This is a genomic window from Haloferax sp. S1W (genome assembly GCF_044593955.1).
GTDB lineage: Archaea > Halobacteriota > Halobacteria > Halobacteriales > Haloferacaceae > Haloferax.
Map to the genome: position 1 here is coordinate 1,563,935 of NZ_CP172595.1, position 16,511 is coordinate 1,580,445.

The 16,511-nt window shown below is 62.0% G+C and carries 17 protein-coding genes and 1 tRNA gene; 14 read left to right on the plus strand and 4 right to left on the minus strand.

Features of this window, described 5'->3' with window-relative positions:
- Positions 1-291, minus strand: a complete 291-nt coding sequence (locus ACH9L7_RS08220) for a ba3-type terminal oxidase subunit CbaD (protein ID WP_396610240.1) — start codon at positions 289-291, stop codon at positions 1-3.
- Between the two features lie 99 nt (positions 292-390).
- Between ACH9L7_RS08220 and ACH9L7_RS08225 the strand changes: the two genes are divergently transcribed.
- The 7 genes from ACH9L7_RS08225 (at position 391) to ACH9L7_RS08255 (ending at position 8,094) form a co-directional block, all read left to right on the plus strand.
- Positions 391-603: a hypothetical protein gene (locus ACH9L7_RS08225; RefSeq protein WP_396610241.1), complete on the plus strand. Its 213-nt coding sequence runs from the start codon at positions 391-393 to the stop codon at positions 601-603.
- A 33-nt stretch (positions 604-636) separates the two neighbouring features.
- Positions 637-1,431, plus strand: coding sequence for a sulfite exporter TauE/SafE family protein (locus tag ACH9L7_RS08230; RefSeq protein ID WP_396610242.1), 795 nt, complete (start codon positions 637-639; stop codon positions 1,429-1,431).
- Positions 1,431-3,875, plus strand: coding sequence for a heavy metal translocating P-type ATPase (locus tag ACH9L7_RS08235; RefSeq protein WP_396610243.1), 2,445 nt, complete (start codon positions 1,431-1,433; stop codon positions 3,873-3,875). Before ACH9L7_RS08230 ends, ACH9L7_RS08235 begins: the two co-directional genes overlap by 1 nt.
- Positions 3,876-3,925: 50 nt before the next feature.
- Positions 3,926-4,255 (plus strand): hypothetical protein, encoded by a 330-nt coding sequence (locus ACH9L7_RS08240; protein WP_396610244.1) that lies wholly within the window; start codon positions 3,926-3,928, stop codon positions 4,253-4,255.
- Between the two features lie 30 nt (positions 4,256-4,285).
- Positions 4,286-4,765, plus strand: coding sequence for a universal stress protein (locus ACH9L7_RS08245; RefSeq protein WP_396610245.1), 480 nt, complete (start codon positions 4,286-4,288; stop codon positions 4,763-4,765).
- A gap of 122 nt (positions 4,766-4,887) precedes the next feature.
- Complete coding sequence (locus ACH9L7_RS08250) at positions 4,888-5,328, plus strand: pyridoxamine 5'-phosphate oxidase family protein (protein WP_396610246.1); 441 nt, start codon at positions 4,888-4,890, stop codon at positions 5,326-5,328.
- 24 nt (positions 5,329-5,352) lie between these two features.
- Positions 5,353-8,094, plus strand: coding sequence for a cation-translocating P-type ATPase (locus ACH9L7_RS08255; protein WP_396610247.1), 2,742 nt, complete (start codon positions 5,353-5,355; stop codon positions 8,092-8,094).
- Here ACH9L7_RS08255 and ACH9L7_RS08260 read toward each other — a convergent pair.
- Positions 8,069-8,776 carry a TVP38/TMEM64 family protein gene (locus ACH9L7_RS08260; protein WP_396610248.1) on the minus strand — a complete coding sequence of 236 codons (708 nt, stop codon included), beginning with the start codon at positions 8,774-8,776 and terminating at the stop codon, positions 8,069-8,071. The two genes, ACH9L7_RS08255 and ACH9L7_RS08260, sit on opposite strands and share 26 nt — an antisense overlap.
- Positions 8,777-8,851: 75 nt before the next feature.
- Here ACH9L7_RS08260 and ACH9L7_RS08265 point away from each other — a divergent pair, with 75 nt between their 5' ends.
- Complete coding sequence (locus ACH9L7_RS08265; RefSeq protein ID WP_396610249.1) at positions 8,852-9,295, plus strand: universal stress protein; 444 nt, start codon at positions 8,852-8,854, stop codon at positions 9,293-9,295.
- 61 nt (positions 9,296-9,356) lie between these two features.
- Here ACH9L7_RS08265 and ACH9L7_RS08270 read toward each other — a convergent pair whose 3' ends face one another.
- Positions 9,357-10,019 (minus strand): helix-turn-helix domain-containing protein, encoded by a 663-nt coding sequence (locus ACH9L7_RS08270; RefSeq protein ID WP_396610250.1) that lies wholly within the window; start codon positions 10,017-10,019, stop codon positions 9,357-9,359.
- A gap of 263 nt (positions 10,020-10,282) precedes the next feature.
- On the opposite strand from ACH9L7_RS08270, the gene ACH9L7_RS08275 reads away from it, so the two are divergent.
- The 3 genes from ACH9L7_RS08275 to ACH9L7_RS08285 all read left to right on the plus strand — a co-directional run bounded on the left by ACH9L7_RS08275 (position 10,283) and on the right by ACH9L7_RS08285 (position 13,140).
- Complete coding sequence (locus tag ACH9L7_RS08275; protein WP_396610251.1) at positions 10,283-11,269, plus strand: class I SAM-dependent methyltransferase; 987 nt, start codon at positions 10,283-10,285, stop codon at positions 11,267-11,269.
- Positions 11,270-11,369: 100 nt separating this feature from the next.
- Positions 11,370-11,442: transfer RNA gene (locus tag ACH9L7_RS08280), tRNA-Thr, on the plus strand.
- 432 nt (positions 11,443-11,874) lie between these two features.
- Positions 11,875-13,140 (plus strand): sodium:calcium antiporter, encoded by a 1,266-nt coding sequence (locus ACH9L7_RS08285; protein WP_396610252.1) that lies wholly within the window; start codon positions 11,875-11,877, stop codon positions 13,138-13,140.
- A 143-nt stretch (positions 13,141-13,283) separates the two neighbouring features.
- On the opposite strand, the gene ACH9L7_RS08290 is transcribed toward ACH9L7_RS08285, so the two are convergent.
- On the minus strand, positions 13,284-13,514 hold the full coding sequence (locus ACH9L7_RS08290; protein ID WP_396610253.1) for an Lrp/AsnC family transcriptional regulator: 231 nt from the start codon (positions 13,512-13,514) through the stop codon (positions 13,284-13,286).
- A 524-nt stretch (positions 13,515-14,038) separates the two neighbouring features.
- Between ACH9L7_RS08290 and ACH9L7_RS08295 the strand changes: the two genes are divergently transcribed.
- From ACH9L7_RS08295 to ACH9L7_RS08305, 3 genes are read left to right on the plus strand one after another with little or no spacing between them, the layout of a single operon-like run.
- Positions 14,039-14,185, plus strand: a complete 147-nt coding sequence (locus tag ACH9L7_RS08295; RefSeq protein ID WP_396610254.1) for a hypothetical protein — start codon at positions 14,039-14,041, stop codon at positions 14,183-14,185.
- Between the two features lie 6 nt (positions 14,186-14,191).
- Positions 14,192-14,737: a cytochrome C oxidase subunit II gene (locus tag ACH9L7_RS08300; protein ID WP_396610255.1), complete on the plus strand. Its 546-nt coding sequence runs from the start codon at positions 14,192-14,194 to the stop codon at positions 14,735-14,737.
- Entirely contained in the window at positions 14,734-16,458 is a 1,725-nt protein-coding gene (locus ACH9L7_RS08305; RefSeq protein ID WP_396610256.1) for a cbb3-type cytochrome c oxidase subunit I, read from the plus strand. The genes ACH9L7_RS08300 and ACH9L7_RS08305 overlap by 4 nt, the downstream gene beginning before the upstream one ends.
- Positions 16,459-16,511 lie beyond the last annotated feature (53 nt).

Consider the following 16,511-nt stretch of genomic DNA (forward strand, 5'->3'; position numbering starts at 1 on the left):
TTATCCCACCACCGTCAAGCCACGACCCAGGAACTCGACGAAGTACATGAACACCCACATCCCCAGAAGGATGGCCATGTAGATGAGTACGAGTATCAGCGTTCCAACCGGGTCGAAATCGTCGTGCCCAATTTCGCGGACGATGCTGTCGTCGGCCGTTCCGACGATAGAATCGGTCGGTGGTTCGGAGCCACGTTGTTCCGCCACGGTCACCCCGCCGTCTCCGACCAAATTGGAGTCGTCAGAGTCGGGGGCCGCGGCGCTCCCCTCTGCTGTCGAATCAACGGCCATACCCCGTCTTGGGTATGAACAAGACTTCAACACAGAAGGCGATTCTCACGCTGTTAGAATCGCCGAAATCCGAAACAGTACCCAACGTGACTCACCGATATGGAACTCACTCCGCGTCTCGCCGGAACGGTTGCACTGCTCGCACTCTTGCCTGCAATCGTCTTCGGTCTGACCAAGAACCCGCTCGCGGGAGGTGTGACGGCAGTCAACGTGCTTCTTATCTCGGTGGTTATCTACCTGCTTATGAGTCCGACCGAGGGCGGACACGGCCACGAGAGCGAGCACGACGCAGAGCACGAACACACGGCCTGAGATGCACGAGGGACCTGAGATGGAGGATGGGTAATGGACGGCGGGATAACTGTCCCTGTCTGGCTCGCCGACTCGCCGGAAGCGGTTGCCTTCCTTCTCGTCGGCGTACTCGGCGGGGCACATTGTCTGGGGATGTGTGGTCCGCTAGTGAGCGTGTACGCTGAGAGGCTGAGCGACCGCGAGGGGACCGACTCGCTCACGCTGTTTCAGGTTCGACAGCATGCGCTCTTCAACGTGGGCCGTGCACTGAGCTACGCGGCCATCGGTGCCGCGTTCGCCCTCGTCGGGAGTCTGTTCTTCGGCGCTGTCGACTCACTGTCACTCTTCGGCAACGGGGTTCGTGGGGCGATGGGACTCCTCGTCGGGAGTGCTATCATCCTCACCGGTGTCGGCTATCTCGTCGGGCGGTCCGCCGCCATGGACCGACTGACGCCTGCCCCCGTCACACGTCTGTTCGGGCGCGTGAGTGGCTGGGCGACGAATCACGTCGACCGTCTCGTTGGCGGCCCCCGAATCCTCGGACTCGGAGCGATACACGGGGTGCTTCCGTGTCCCATCATCTATCCGGCGTACCTCTACGCCTTTGCGACCGGCGCACCGATTCGGTCCGCCGCATTGCTCGGATTGCTCGGCCTCGGGACGATTCCGACGCTGTTCCTCTACGGAACGCTCCTCGGACGAGTGTCCGCCCAGCGACGCGCACTCCTTCATCGCGCGCTGGGCGCGTCGTTTCTCGTCCTCGGGTATATCCCGCTGTCCCACGGGTTGATGCTCCTCGGCGTCCCGGTCCCGCACCTCCATGTTCCCTTCTACCAACCCTTCGGATAATGGCGACGACCAAGACGCGGCCCCGCGGCGACGATGCCCGCGATACTGACGGCTGTGACCTCTGTGGGTTGCCGACGCCGTCGCCGCCAGTCACGGACGACGAAGTCACTGGCGAGTTCTGTTGTCGCGGGTGTCTCGAAATCACGCGTACCCTCGGCGACGCCGCGACTGCGGACCCAGAGGAAGTCGAGCGCGAACTCGCCGGGTCAGACGCGTCGGTTCCCGACGACGCCGAACGGACCTACATGGCCGTCGACGGGATGCACTGTGCGACCTGCGAGGCGTTCGTCTCGGGGACTGCACGGAACTGCGAAGGCGTCTACGCCGCCGACGCGAGTTACGCCAGCGACATGGTCCGTGTCTCCTACGACCCGGAGACCACCGACCTCACCGACCTCTCGTCGACGCTCGCCCGCTACGGCTACGGAACCCGTGACCCCGAAGAACGCGAGGCAGCAGAGCGGGCCGACAATCAGGTTGCCCGTTTCGTCATCGGCGGCGGCGTCTTCGGGATGATGGTGATGCTGTGGTACGTTCTCTTTCTGTACCCGACCTACGTCGGTTTCTCCCCCGTCGTCGAACTCGGCGTCTTCGACGGCATCTACATCCTCGGAAACATCTGGGTCATGACCTCTATCGTCCTGTTCTACACCGGTTTTCCCATCCTCCGCGGGGCCGTCGTCAGCCTCCACGCGGGACAACCGAACATGGACCTCCTCGTCTCGCTCGCGGCCACGAGCGCGTACGTCTACTCGACTGCCGCCGTCCTCGTCGGGCGGACGCACGTCTACTTCGACGTGAGCGTCGCTATTATCCTCGTCGTGACGCTCGGAAACTACTACGAAGACCGCATCAAGCGGAAGGCCGCAGGGATGCTCTCGGACCTCGCGGCGTCACGGGTCTCCGAGGCCCGCCGCCGCACCGCAGATGGTGTCGAGACGGTCTCCGTGGACGACCTCGCCCCCGGCGACGTGGTCGAGGTTCGACCCGGCGAGCGCGTTCCGGTAGATGGAACTATCGCCGAGGGAACCGCCGCCGTCGACGAAGCACTCGTCACTGGCGAGTCGGTGCCGCGGACCAAACGCCCCGGCGACGAGGTTCTCGGTGGAACGGTCGTCACCGACCGCCCACTCGTGGTCGAGGTTGGTGACGACGCGACGAGTACGCTCGACAGACTGGTCGAACTCCTCTGGGACATCCAGAGCGCTCGCTCGGGCGTCCAGCGACTCGCGGACAAACTGGCGACCATCTTCGTCCCGACGGTGCTCGTCCTCGCGGTGGTCGCCTTCGGGTGGACACTCTTCCGAGGAGCCTCGGCGACGGCGGCGCTCCTCGTCGGTCTCACGGTCCTCATCGTCTCCTGTCCGTGTGCGCTGGGTCTCTCCACGCCGCTCGCGGTCGCCTCGGGTATCAAGACCGCCGCGAGTCGCGGCATCGTCGTCGCCTCGGAGGCCGTCTTCGAGGCCGTCCCGGACGTGGACGTGGTCGTCTTCGACAAGACGGGCACGCTGACGGACGGCGATATGTCGGTCGTGCGCGTCGAGGGCGACGAGTCTGCACTCGCCGCGGCCGCAGCACTCGAACACTTCTCCGCGCACCCACTCGCAACTGCCGTCGTCGAGGCGGCAAAAGAGCGCGGCCTCAACGTTCCCGACCTCCCGGCTGAATCCGTGACTGTCCACGACAGGGGCGTTTCGGGCGTCGTCGAAGCGACCGAGGGCGACTTCGGCGTTGCCGATGGTCGCGACTCCGCCACCAACGGCGAACGTGTCGTCGTGGGTCATCCGTCGCTCCTCCGAGACGAGGGCATCACGGTCGGAAAACACCTCGACACCGCAATCGAGGCCGCCCGCGAAGCGGGCGCAGTTCCCGTCGTCGTCGGGTGGGACGACAGTGTACGGGCCGTCTTCGTGGTCGGCGACGAACCCCGAGACGAGTGGGACGACGTGGTCGCCGCCGTCGCAGACAATGGCCGCCGCGACGTGGTGGTTCTGACCGGCGATTCCGAGCGCGCTGCCCGCCGGTTCCGCGACCATCCCGACGTGACCGACGTGTTCGCGGGCGTGCCGCCGGAGGCGAAAGCCGAGACAGTCGAACGACTCCGCAGTCGCGGGACGGTTGCGATGGTCGGCGACGGAAGCAACGACGCACCCGCGCTCGCTGCCGCCGACATCGGTATCGCACTCGGCACCGGGACCGACATCGCCGAGGACGCCGCAGACGCGGTCCTCGTTGGCCGCGACATCGACGCGGTGCCGGAGGTGTTCTCGCTGTCGGCAGGTGTGAACCGCCGTATTCGCGGGAACCTCACGTGGGCCTTCGGGTACAACGCGGTGGCCATCCCACTGGCCGCACTCGGCCTCCTCAACCCGCTTTTCGCCGCCGTGGCCATGGGCACGTCGAGTCTGCTCGTCGTCGCCAACTCGTCTCGGTCGCTCGACTAACTGCCGCGAGCGCATTAATCAAGTCACTCCGTCACATTCGTTCACCAACGATGACTGACGACCCCTTCTCGCTGTCTGTTCCGGAGGGGTGGACCGTCGAACTCGACGTAGACACGGACGTCGACGACTCGCACGCGCAGACGGTGTACGAGTCACCGGACGGGCGCTACCGCGTCACCGTCACCGAGTTCGCGCGCGGGCTTACACTGTACTGGTGGGTCGATATCTTCGCCCGAGCGGGCGGCGAGTGGCACCGCCGCGAAATCGGCGTCGGGGACTCGTTTCGCGACCCCGAGGCTGTCGCGGCGGCCGCACAGGATGCCCTCGACCGTCTCGGCGACTCGTTCGAGTCGGAACTCGAATCGTTCGCCAACGACTGACTTATCAGGCGTCCGAGGAACGTATCGTGTATGTACATCGTCGCGTACGACGGGTCACAACTGGCGAATGCGGCGCTCCATCGGGCGGCAACGTATGCGAAACAGACCGGCGACGACGTACTCGCTGTCGCCGTGGTTCCACAGGACGCGGAGTACGCGTCCGACAAGGGATGGGTCGTCTCGGAAGACGACTTCGACCGCGAGAGCGTCGTCAGTGAACTCCACCGGACGGCAGTGAAAATCGCCCCCGGCGCGTCCTTCCGGGCGCTCAAAACGGGCCGGTTTCCAGCACCCGGCGAAATCGTGGCGAAACTCAAGCACGCCGCCCACAACGAACACGCGGACGTAGTCTTCGTCGGCAGCGAGAACGCGGGTCGCGTCGTCACGCCACTCGCCAGCATCGGCGGCAACTTCGCGAGCGACAGGGCCTTCGACGTGCACATCGTTCGGCACGCCCCGCCTGAGATTCGCGAACGGATGCCCAAATCGGAGTTCTACCTCCCCGACTGAGCCTCGAATCAACGACGCGCCGGTGCCCATTCATCTGTACTGGTGGCCCATTCATCTGTACCAGCGGCCTATCCATCCGTACCGTCGGCCTATTCATGTGTCGAGGGGACGAACAGGTTCGTATGGACAATATCGAGTACGTCTACACGGTGGGGATGGACGACGAGGAAGTGGAAACACGATTGTCGGACGCCTCGTCCGGGGTACTGTCGCTCGCCGACGACGGACTCGCCTACGGCGTTCCGGCGCATGTCGCCTTCGACGCCAACGGTGGACGACTGTTATTTCGCCTGACCGATGACGGCAAAAGCGAGAAGTTCGAGTTCATCGAGACGACGACCGAAGCGACGTTCGTCTGCTACGAGGACGCCGGAAAGGACTCGTGGAGCATCGTTGCCCGCGGGCCGATTCGAACCCTGCCGGACGACCAGATACCCGACGACGCGACTATCAACGACCTCTTCGGTGGCGTCCGTGTCTTCGACGAAGAGATAGACGACCTCAGAATCCACATCGTCGAACTCGACTTCGACGAACTGACGGGACGAAAGACGGCGAGGTAGCACACCGGATTCTGAGAATCGGCGGTGGACATACGTCCTCTCGTGTCGTCTCATCGAAACGTGTCCGAGCGGGCTACACAGCATCAACCGAGACGTGACGAGTCAGCGGACGCGCCGTGGCACGCGCTCGCCCCGGAGGAGGTACTTTCACGACTCGACTGCGACAGTGGCGGACTCGACAGCGACGAGGCAGACCGTCGACTCGACCGCTACGGCCGAAACGAACTCGTCGAAGACGATGGCGTCTCCCCCGTAGAACTTCTCGTCTCGCAGTTCACAAGCCCGCTCATCCTCCTGCTCGTCGTCGCCGCCGGACTCTCGCTAGCGGTCGGGTTACTCCCGGGACGCGAACCAGAGTACACCGACGCCGCGCTCATCTTCCTCATTCTGTTCGGCAACGGTCTCTTCGGCTTCGTGCAGGATTACCGTGCCGAGAAGGCGCTCGAAGCGCTCAAACAACTATCGACGCCCGACGCAACCGTCCGCAGAGACGGGGTCGTCCGGGAGATTTCCGCAGCGGAACTCGTCCCCGGCGACGTACTCATTCTCACCGCGGGTGATGCCGTCCCCGCGGACGCTCGTCTGCTCGAAGCCGTCGACTGCCGGGCGGACGAATCGACGTTGACGGGCGAGAGCGTCCCTGTCGAGAAACAGCTGGAAGCGGTCGCCACAGACACGCCGCTCGCCGAGCATCAAAGTGTCGTCCACGCCGGGACGACACTCGTCCGCGGACGGGCAGAAGCAGTCGTCGTCGGCACCGCCATGAACACCGAACTCGGAGATATCGCAGACCAACTTGGACACGCCAGAGAACGCACGACGCCTTTCGAACGCGAGATTGACCGACTGGCGCGTCGCATCGGCATCGGCGTCGTCGGGCTTATCGTCCTCGTCGCGCTCGTCCAGTTGTTCTTCACCGCCACAGACCCAGTGGTCGTGCTTCTCGTCGCGGTCACGCTCGCCGTTGCCGCCGTCCCCGAAGGGCTTCCCGCCGTGGTCACGCTCACCCTCGCACTCGGGTCACGGACGCTCCTGCACCGAAACGCGCTCGTTCGCAACCTCGCCGTTGTCCAGAGCCTCGGGGCGGTGGACTTCATCGTCACCGACAAGACGGGAACGCTGACGGAGAACCGAATGACGGTCACGCGAGCGTGGGTTCCGGACGACCGAACTGTCGCACTCGGCGACGACCACGTCGAGACGACCCCGGCGCTCAGGTCACTTCTCGCCTGCGGCGTCACGTGCAACGACGCCGAGTTGCTCGACGACGGCGACCACCGTGGCGACCCGACCGAAGTCGCGTTGCTCTCTGTCGCCCAGCGTGCATCCGTCGAGCGCATCGACGAGCGACTGCGCGAGATTCCATTCACCTCGGAGCGAAAGCGGATGACCGTCGTCGTCGACGAGTTCGAAGCACCGGGTGACGGCCCAGTCGCACTGGTCAAGGGTGGTCCGGAAGTCATCGTCGAACGGTGTGACCGAATACTAGTCGATGGCGCACTCGAACCGTTGACCGACGCCCACCGCCGGGAAATCGAGGCCGCCACAGCGTCGTTCGCCGACGACGCGCTTCGCGTGTTGGGATTTGCGTACGAACCGGGGGTAGACCCCGACGCAGACGACGAAACGCTCGAATCTGGGTTGGTCTTCCTCGGTCTGCAAGGGATGACCGACCCACCGCGGGAAGGTGTCGCGTCGGCCGTCGCCGACTGTCGGTCCGCAGGTATCAGCGTGACGATGGCGACGGGCGACACTGCCCAGACCGCCCGCGCTATCGCTCGACAGGTCGGCATCGACGGCGAGACGGTCCTCACGGGACGCGACGTTGGTGAGATGGACGACGCGGAACTCCGGCGCGTCGTCGAGGAGACGAGCGTGTTCGCTCGCGTCGAACCGGAACACAAAGTCAGAATTCTCCGGACGCTCCAAGACGTGGGCTACACCGTCGCGATGACCGGCGATGGCGTCAACGACGCCCCCGCACTCGGCAACGCTGACGTTGGTATCTCGATGGGGAAAAAGGGGACACAAGTCGCACAGAGCGCGTCCGACATGGTTCTCCGCGACGACAACTTCGTCACCATCCGCGACGCCATCGCGGAAGGGCGCGGTATCTTCGACAACATCCGCAAGTTCGTCAACTACCTCCTCTCGGCCAACGCTGGCGAGGTTCTCGTCGTCTTCCTCGGCACGCTGCTCGGTGCGCTGTTGTTCCCAGAAGCGTTCAGTACCGGGTCAGCGCTCGTCATCACGCCCGTCGCGCTGTTGTGGCTTAACCTCGTCACTGATGGGTTTCCGGCGCTCGCACTCGGTGTGGACCCCAAATCCGGGGACGTGATGCGGCGGCCTCCTCGCCCGAGAAACGAGGGGGTTCTTGACAGACGGACCGTCGCGTCTATCGTCGGTATCGGGGTCGCACTCACCGCAACAGGGCTCGGGTCGTTCTTTTATGCGCTGTCGGCGACCGGAGACATCATCGTCGCACAGACGGTGCTGTTTACGTTCCTCGTCACCGCCGAGTTAGTCCGCACCCAGTCGGTCAGACTCCGCTATCACCTCTCTGTGTTCTCGAATCGCTGGCTCCTCGACGCGGTGGCACTCTCGCTCGCGCTCCACATGCTGTTGCTCTACACACCCATTGCCGAGCTGTTTGGGGTCGTTCCACTCGGTCTCCGGGAGTGGGGATGGATTACGGGCGCGTTCGCCCTGTTCCTCCTTTCGAACCTCGCGGTTGTCCGACTCAACGACTGGTTGTTTGGGCGCTGACCCATCCGAGGAGTTGGGACCGATAGAGATACCCGAACACCGACGCGGCGGCGAGAAGGCCGATAGTCACGGCGACGAGTGCTCCGTTCGCATCGGCCGCGGCCGACCCCGCGACGTTCACGAGGAGGAACCCCGGCAACCGTCCGATTGCGGCGACGGCGACGATGCGTCTGACCGGGAGGTTGGTCAGTCCGGCAGCGAAGCAGATTGCGTCGTCCGGCAGGCCGGGAACGAGGAACACGACGAACAACACGGCGAGTCCGTGGTTGGCAGAGAGACTGTCGAAGCGTACGAGTACATTCGTTTCCACGACTCGCTCGACGTACCGGCGGCCGAGTTTTCGCGAGAGGGCGACGGCGATGGCCGTCCCGATGACGATACCCACCATGCTGTAGAACGTCCCCAGTACCGCTCCGAAGAGGTAGCCGCTGGCGAAGCCGAGCGCCTGTCCCGGGATGGGCGCGACCAGAATCTGGAGGACTTGCACCCCGACGAAGACGAGCGGTGCGAGGACGCCGAATTCGAGAAGCCACGTGCGAAGTGCTCGTGGGTCGGTGAGTATGGGGACGCGCTCGACGATGAACGTGCCTCCCGCGAGCGCCGCGGCAACGACGACGCTCAAAATGACGAGTGTTCGCCACCGGTCGCGAGGCGATTCGAAGAGTCTCGGGAGTCGAACCACATGTAGAGACTCACGCGCTGACCAGAAAAGTCAGCCGCACAAGTGCTTTTCTGCCGAGAGAGCGTATCACCAGACATGGCAGACACTATTCTCGTTCCCGTCGATGGGTCACCGCTCTCGAAGCGCGCGTTCGAGAAAGCGCTCGCCGACGCCGACTCGACGGTCGTCGCATTCCACGTCATCGACCCGTCGGACCCCGGATACAGCGCTCCGGTCGATGTCGACGTGAGCTTCGAACCACTCCACGGGTCGGCCGAGTGGTACGAAAAGGCCGAGGAGGTGGCGGACGCGATATTCGAAGAACTAACCGCACTCGCCGACGGCACCGGTATCGAGGTACAGACTGTGACCCAACGCGGCGACCCCGCACGTGAGGTCATCGACTACACCCGAGACCACGACGTGGACGAGATTTACGTCGGCAGCCATGGTCGCTCGGGTGAGACGAACCTCCTTCTCGGGAGCGTGGCCGAACTTATCGCGACACGCGCGCCGGTCAGCGTCACCATCGTCCGCTGACGGCAACTCGTGACCGAGAGACAGTTGGCACTCGCGCCCGTGGTGGACGGGTGTGCCGACTTCACGTTTCGAGGTTCGAGTCGGGGGCGAGCGTCGAACTGACGAGTTGCGAGACTCCCCGTCGTATGCGCTCTGAGGTCGATTGCGCCGAGATTCCTAACTCGTCGGATAGTTCCGACAACGACGCCTCTCTCGGAACCTCGAAGTAGCCTCGTCCGGCGGCGAGCGAAAGCACCTGTCGTTGTTTCGGACTGAGTCCGTAGCGGTTCTCTTCTGTGGTGTCGCCCCGGTAGATTCGGTGGACGAACATCTCTAGCCCCTGGTCGGCGCACTGCTGTCGATACTGTCGGAGTGCACAGCGGTCCGGAAATCGCATTCGGGCGTGGAGTCCGTCGACGGTAAACGAGGTGTCGAGACGGGATGCGCCAACCTCGGCACCCGTTGGAAACACGGTCTGGTTCACTTCGTCCGACACTTGCAAGCGATAGAGACGCCGTTCAGACAGCGACTCCATCAACGTGGGTTCGGCAATCGTCTCGTCAGTCTCTAATCCCAGTTCGAATGCGTCGAAATCGCCGCCGTCGGCCCACACGAAGAGCATCGGCCGGTCCGAGTCCGTGGTAACGACCTGTTCGACAGCGAGCCGCATCCCGGGGGCCTGCTCGAAAGCGCCCATCAGTGGAAGGTCCCAACTTCGAATCGTAAACTCCGCGATGCAACTCATTCACTGACATATCGTCGTCCCGAGATGTAAAATTTCACATTCAGGATTCGAATATCGATGCTCGAATACGGGAACCAAAATGTGGACCCGGGCAAGATCCACAATGTCAGAGGCATGCCCACTGGCACGACGGATGCCGGTCGAGTCTGTGGGCATCGGTTCGTTCACGGGCCATCGTTCTATACGTGGTCCCTGACTGATCAGGTTGTTTTATACCCGGGTCGAAGCGTCACCCTTACTCGGCGGGCCGAACTGGTGACGGTATGAACGTCCCGTGCGTCCGCGTCCCCCGAACCGAGGGTGAGGAAACGCGGAAGCAACTCGCCGACGCTGACCTGCTGGACCACGACCACGAGATTTCGGTCGTCGAAGGGGACCTCTACATTCCTATTGTCGACCCCGACGCCGTTTCTTCGGACCTCGATATCGTCGAATACGAGGCCCCCGCCCGCGAGACGCAGACGAACCCCGCCGACATCCTCGGCTTCGAACCCTCTTACGAACGCCTCGGCGATGTCGTCATCATCGACGAAGACGACGCCGACCGTGCTCGGGAGATTGCGGACGCTATCGTCGAATCTGACCTTCGGGCCGACACCGTCGTCAACCGCGCGTCCAAAATCAAAGGCGAACTCCGCGTTCGGGATTGGGACGTACTCGTCGGCGACTCCACGGAGACGGTTCACCGCGAGTACGGCCACGAGTTCCACCTCGATATCGCGATGGTCTACTTCTCGCCTCGACTCGCCACCGAACGCCACCGCATCGTCGAGCAGGTACAGGAAGGCGAGCGCGTCTTCGACATGTTCGCTGGTGTCGGCCCGTTTGCAGTGCCCGCGGCCGCCAGGGGTGCCGAAGTCGTCGCCTGCGACCTGAACGAGTCGGCTATCGCGTACCTCCGCGAGAACGCCGAGCGCAACGACGTGGCCGACCGCATCACCGCGATTCACGGCGACGTTCGGGAGGTTGCCGACGACTACGAAGGGTGGGCAGACCGACTCATTATGAACCTCCCGCACAGCGCCGACGAGTTCGTCGAAACCGCGGTCAGACTCGCCGCCGACGAGTGTGTTATCCACTTCTACGACATCCAGCACGAAGACGACCCATTCGGTCCCGGCCTCGAAGCGATTCGCGAGGCTGCCGAACCGGCGTTCGACGTGACGGTGCTCGAAGAGAAAATCGTCCGCTCGTACGCCCCACACGAGTACAACGTCTGTCTCGACGTTCGCCTGACGAAGCGGGAGTGACGGGGCGAGCGACGTGGTGGCGACCACCAGACACCGCGTTGATTCGCAAGTCTTAATTACGTAACCGGGGTACGGAAGAATGCGTTCGAAAGCCCACCGCGCCGGTGTAGCTCAGCTGGCAGAGCGATTCCTTCGTAAGGAATAGGCCGAGGGTTCAAATCCCTCCACCGGCTCTTTTTGACGCGAACTACACGAGGAGCGAAGCGACGAGTCCGTGAGCGTCAAACGTAGCCACGGGGGATTTGAATCAGGGAGCGACTGCAAGGAGCGACCGTGGTTCACAATCCCTCCACCGGCTTGCTTTTTAACGAGTTCGAGGAACGATGACGACGATACTAAACGGGGTACTCGGTGGTCACCTCGTCGGAGTCATCGCCGCAATTGTGACCCGGCTCATCGCTGACGAGCCACCGACGACTGCGGTAGTGCTGGAAAGAGCAGTTGGCACCGGTGTCTCATCATTTCGATGGGCAGCTTCCGCCGTCCATATTTTGTATGGTGGCTTCGCTGGCGGTATCCGCATCGCTCTCATTCTGAATCGAGTTCTATTCTGTCTGTTCCCGGCGTACCCAATAGATAACTGAGAGGATTGTTTTGAATAGTGTATGGAGACTCGACTTCGGCATCCACTCCTTGCTCTCGCTGGTGTCGTCTGTCTCACGCTCCCATGGCTCGCCCTTCGAGGTTTGGGAGTAGTCCCGACACTTCCGGTCCCTGCTGTCATTCTCGTGAGCGGTGTCGCAGTTATTGGTGCAGCGTTCATACTGACGTGGGGCGCCGAAACGGCCGAAGTTGATGTTCCACGGTCGTTCGCATTGGCCGTTCTCGCAATCATCGCTGTCGCGCCAGAGTATGCTGTCGACGCGCTCTATGCGTGGGAGGCAGGGGCGGCACCGGGTACACCGGCCTCAGAGACCGCTGCCAACCTTGCTGTCGCCAATATGACTGGGGCGAATCGCATTCTCGTCGGTCTCGGGTGGTCACTTATCGCCCTGTACGCCATCTATCGCGCCCGATTCACAACCGACGAGTCGGTAATCCGTCGGGACGGGTTTCTCCGGAATTCGGTCCAACTCAAACCACGGATTAGCATCGAAATCCTGTTCCTCGGTGTGGCGACGGTGTACGCCTTGTTCATCCCGTTTGGCGGTGGTATCGATGCGCTCGATGCGATTATCTTGGTCGGACTGTACGCGGCTTACGTCGTCGTCATTCTCCGAGGGGAGACGATCCACGAACCACAGTTGGGCGTCCCAGGCTATCTACAAGCGTTGTCACGGTCGCGTCGAATCGGTGCAGTCCTCGTGATGTTCGTGTACTCTGCATTCATCATCCTGATCGCGGTGAAACCGTTTGCGAAGGGGTTGGAGACGCTGGGACCACAACTTGGGCTTTCGTCGTTTTTCATGATTCAGTGGGTTGCGCCGCTGGCCAGCGAGAGCCCTGAATTTATCGCAACCGCGTACTTGGTCCGAAAGCTGCGGACGACATCGGCGTTCAACACGCTCATCTCTTCGAAACTCAATCAGTGGACGTTACTCATCGGAACGCTCGTGGTCGTGTACAGCCTCTCGCTTGGCTCGTATGGTGTCCTCCAATTCAGCCAGAAGCAGGCAGGTGAAATCTGGCTAACCGCGGCACAGAGTTTCTTTGCGGTGACACTCCTCGTCAATTTCGAACTCAGCGTCCGTGAGGCCGTTATGCTGCTCGGCCTGTTCGCGCTCCAGTTCCTGCCGTTCTTCCAGAGTTTCGACGGACTGATGCTGTTTAGCGGTGTGTATCTCGCACTTGGGGTCGCACTGATCGTCCGCCGTCGCAGTGATATCCCGACCGTCGTTAGGTGTGCCCGTCAGTTTGGTCGGCGTCACTGAAAGAAGGCCTTCGCCTGCGACAGCTGGCTGACAGTACATCGTCGTTCAGTGGAGGAGCGCGACGACGGGGCGCAGCGCAGCGGACAATTTCGTACGGTCTGTTGGACCGCTGTCTAGAACAACTGGAAGACGAAGGAAACCTCTCACCCAAGAACGATACACGTACTCGTCCGGCCGACGCCATCGAGCTGTTGAATCTGGTCGGTGATGAGTGTGAGCAGGTCGCGCTCGGAGTCGGCCTCGACTTCGGCGACGATATCGAACTCGCCAGCGACGATACTCGCCTTCCGCACCCCGTCGAGGTTGCGAATCTGTTCGACGACGCGCTGTGAGGTTCCACCACCGGTCTGAATCGTGACGTATGCTTCGACCATTCGTGAGTGTAGTCTGTCGACTACCATAAGTGCGAGTTCGAAGCGACACATCCGAGAGACGACTCAGAAGCCGAGGTGTGCGTCTACGCTGGTTCAGTGAATTGGCCCCAGACGGCGTAGCACTCCTGACAGAGGTGTCCCGTGAACCCGTCGACGGTATGCCCGATGACGGTGGTATCTACCCCACACCGTTCGCATCTCATACCGTCTCGTACCACTGACTATCACATTGTAATGGATTTCATAGAATCTGATTAGTCAGGCTCAACTGACGGTTCGGAAGTCCCTGAAACGAGAGACGCGACCCGACCCAACCCAACCCAGTTTCCAGTCCGGGTCGTAGCCTGTCTCTTCGCGGTGGCCCTCGATTCGCTCGGGGAATAGAGGACACCCTATGAGACATATCGGTCTGGCAGAAAAGACGCGACTCCACATCTCGCGTGTCTGCCTACCGAAACCCCCCACAATAGTGTGGTATGTTTTATCGTGACAAATTTCAATACGTTGTGGAGAAAAGGGTAGCTATGGCGTCTACTGACCGGGACCAAGCACCACTTCTGCAGCGGCTGTACGACCGAATCTGGTTATTGGCGCTCTTCGCACTCCTGTTTTGGGCGCTTTCGTATGTCGTGTGGGGAGTGCTTGATATCTTCTCGGTGCCGCCGGGGTGAGTTCCCATGCCGTCGCCCCTAGACACCCCGGAGGACGGATGGTGGAGTGACAAAATCAATCGCCGAGAAGCGATGTGGCTAGGACTCACCGGCGTTTGGTCGGTCATCATCTTCGGGTGGATGAGCGCCTTCACCCGCATCGGCGACCAGAACCCAATCGGTGAGACGCTTCGAGTGAGCGCCGACGAGTACCAAGACAAGATGCGGTCGTACAAGGACGCAGCAGGCGAGCGAGACGGTGCGCTCGTTCCGCCGGGGACGGATGTCTTTATCGCTGCGTTCCGGTTCACCTGGGACGGGACACCGGTCGTCCTCGAAGCGGGGACCGAATACGACGTTCACCTCAGTTCCTACGACGTTCAACACGGGTTTTCCATCCGCCCAGAACACGCGCTGAGCAAGCAGATGAACTTCCAGGTGTTGCCCGGATACGAGTGGGTACTCCCGATGACATTCGACGAACCCGGCGAGTACCACATCATCTGCAACGAGTACTGTGGAAACGGTCATCGAACGATGCACGGGACCATCCGGGTGGTCGAAGAACTATGAACGTCCTCGGCCTCTTCGACAACGAATACGACGAAGACGGGTTCAGGACGTGCTCGGTGACCGGACTGTCCCTCCACCGAACGGCCGAAAATCAGGTCAAACTGTTCGGCCTGACAGCGGTGATTGCGCTTCTCATCGGCGGCATCTTCGCGTTTACCGTCGCGATGACTCGGTGGGAGGTAATCGGACTGCTCGACCCGGCTGACTTCTACGTCCATCTCACCCTCCACGCGTGGAACTTGCTTATATTCTGGATGGTGTTCATGGAGATAGCCATCCTCTACGTGGGCGGGCCGATGATTCTCGGACGGCGCTTACCGGTCCCGATAGTGGCCAAAGCAGGCTGGGTCGCGATGGTCCTCGGCGCGATTACCATCAACGTCTCTGTGTTCCTGACTGATACACCCAACAGCGCCCCGCTTCTGACCGCGTACGCGCCGTTGCAGTCCCCACCAGCGTTCTATCTCGGCGTCATCGTATTCATCGTCGGTGCTGTCGTCGCCGCCCTCCCGTTCTTTGTGACACTGTGGCGCGAGCGCAGGGAGAACCCGAACAAGACGCTGCCGCTTGTCGCATTCGGGGCGTTCGTAACGTCGATTATCGCCGTCGAAGCCCTCGTTGGCGGGCTTATCACGTTCGTCGTCACCTTCCTCTGGCGCATCGACGTCATCCAGTGGATGGACGCGGCGTGGTACCGCCAGATGTACTGGACCATCGGCCACGGAAGCCAGCAAATCAACCTCGCGGCCATGGTCACGGTCTGGTACTTCCTGACCCACGTTGTCGGCGGCGCGGAGGTCGTAAGCGAGAAAGTCTCTCGAACCGCGTTCATTCTCTATCTCTTCTTCATCAATCTTGGCGCGGCCCACCACCTGCTTTCGGACCCCGCGGTCTCTTCCGGCTGGCGAATCTGGAACGCATCCTACGCGTTCTACGGTGCCGCCTTCGCGAGTATGATTCACGCCTTCGCCATCCCGGCCGGACTCGAAGCCGGTCGCCGAAAGCTCGGCAAGGGCGGCGGGACGTTCGGGTGGCTCACGAACGCCCCGTGGACGAATCCCGTCTTCTCCGCGACGATATTCAGCGTCGTCCTCTTCGGCTTCCTCGGCGGAATCACCGGCGTCGTGATGGGCCAACTGCAAGTCAACATGACGTGGCACAACACGTTCGCAGCAGTGGGTCACTTCCATGGGACTGTCGCCGTCGGAACCACGCTCACGTTCATGGGGCTGGTGTTCTTCGTCGTCCGGACGATGTTCCAACGCCAACTGTCGTTCGACCGGTTGGCGAGTTTCCAGCCGTTCTTCTACGCCGGGACGATGGGTATCGTGGTCATCATGATGATGTACGCTGGCATCCTCTACGGTGTTCCGAGGCGCACGGCCGAAGTCGTCCAGAACATTCCGGGAACGGAGTTCAACCTCGCAGCAGCGTCCCCGTTGTTCGCCATCTTCGGGGTGTTCGCCATCCTCGCCATTCTCGCGGGGACTGTCTTCATCGGAGTCGCCGTCGTATCGCTACTCATCGGCGACCCCGTCACGAGCCCCGAAGACAACGCTGACCTCGTCCCCGACGGGGGCGAAGCGGGTGAGGAAAAACCAATCCACGCCTACGAGATGCGGGGAACGTTCCTCATCTGTCTGGTCTTCCTGGCGGTGTTCGTCGCCTCGTACGTGATTAACTGGTATCTCCTTACGGAGCTCTGGGCGGTCGGAGTCTGAGAACACACAATTTCGGCTTCGACGCCCGACTGCGAGCCCAGGACGAAACCCAC

What these genes read in the sequence shown, in the direction of transcription:
- ACH9L7_RS08305 (WP_396610256.1), top strand. Translation starts at nt 14,734, where the DNA reads ATGAACGTCCTCGGCCTCTTCGACAACGAATACGACGAAGACGGGTTC.
- ACH9L7_RS08250 (WP_396610246.1), top strand. Translation starts at nt 4,888, where the DNA reads ATGGACAATATCGAGTACGTCTACACGGTGGGGATGGACGACGAGGAA.
- ACH9L7_RS08295 (WP_396610254.1), top strand. Translation starts at nt 14,039, where the DNA reads ATGGCGTCTACTGACCGGGACCAAGCACCACTTCTGCAGCGGCTGTAC.
- ACH9L7_RS08235 (WP_396610243.1), top strand. Translation starts at nt 1,431, where the DNA reads ATGGCGACGACCAAGACGCGGCCCCGCGGCGACGATGCCCGCGATACT.
- ACH9L7_RS08265 (WP_396610249.1), top strand. Translation starts at nt 8,852, where the DNA reads ATGGCAGACACTATTCTCGTTCCCGTCGATGGGTCACCGCTCTCGAAG.
- ACH9L7_RS08285 (WP_396610252.1), top strand. Translation starts at nt 11,875, where the DNA reads ATGGAGACTCGACTTCGGCATCCACTCCTTGCTCTCGCTGGTGTCGTC.
- ACH9L7_RS08230 (WP_396610242.1), top strand. Translation starts at nt 637, where the DNA reads ATGGACGGCGGGATAACTGTCCCTGTCTGGCTCGCCGACTCGCCGGAA.
- ACH9L7_RS08300 (WP_396610255.1), top strand. Translation starts at nt 14,192, where the DNA reads ATGCCGTCGCCCCTAGACACCCCGGAGGACGGATGGTGGAGTGACAAA.
- ACH9L7_RS08290 (WP_396610253.1), bottom strand. Translation starts at nt 13,514, where the DNA reads ATGGTCGAAGCATACGTCACGATTCAGACCGGTGGTGGAACCTCACAG.
- ACH9L7_RS08220 (WP_396610240.1), bottom strand. Translation starts at nt 291, where the DNA reads ATGGCCGTTGATTCGACAGCAGAGGGGAGCGCCGCGGCCCCCGACTCT.
- ACH9L7_RS08270 (WP_396610250.1), bottom strand. Translation starts at nt 10,019, where the DNA reads ATGAGTTGCATCGCGGAGTTTACGATTCGAAGTTGGGACCTTCCACTG.
- ACH9L7_RS08240 (WP_396610244.1), top strand. Translation starts at nt 3,926, where the DNA reads ATGACTGACGACCCCTTCTCGCTGTCTGTTCCGGAGGGGTGGACCGTC.
- ACH9L7_RS08225 (WP_396610241.1), top strand. Translation starts at nt 391, where the DNA reads ATGGAACTCACTCCGCGTCTCGCCGGAACGGTTGCACTGCTCGCACTC.
- ACH9L7_RS08245 (WP_396610245.1), top strand. Translation starts at nt 4,286, where the DNA reads ATGTACATCGTCGCGTACGACGGGTCACAACTGGCGAATGCGGCGCTC.
- ACH9L7_RS08275 (WP_396610251.1), top strand. Translation starts at nt 10,283, where the DNA reads ATGAACGTCCCGTGCGTCCGCGTCCCCCGAACCGAGGGTGAGGAAACG.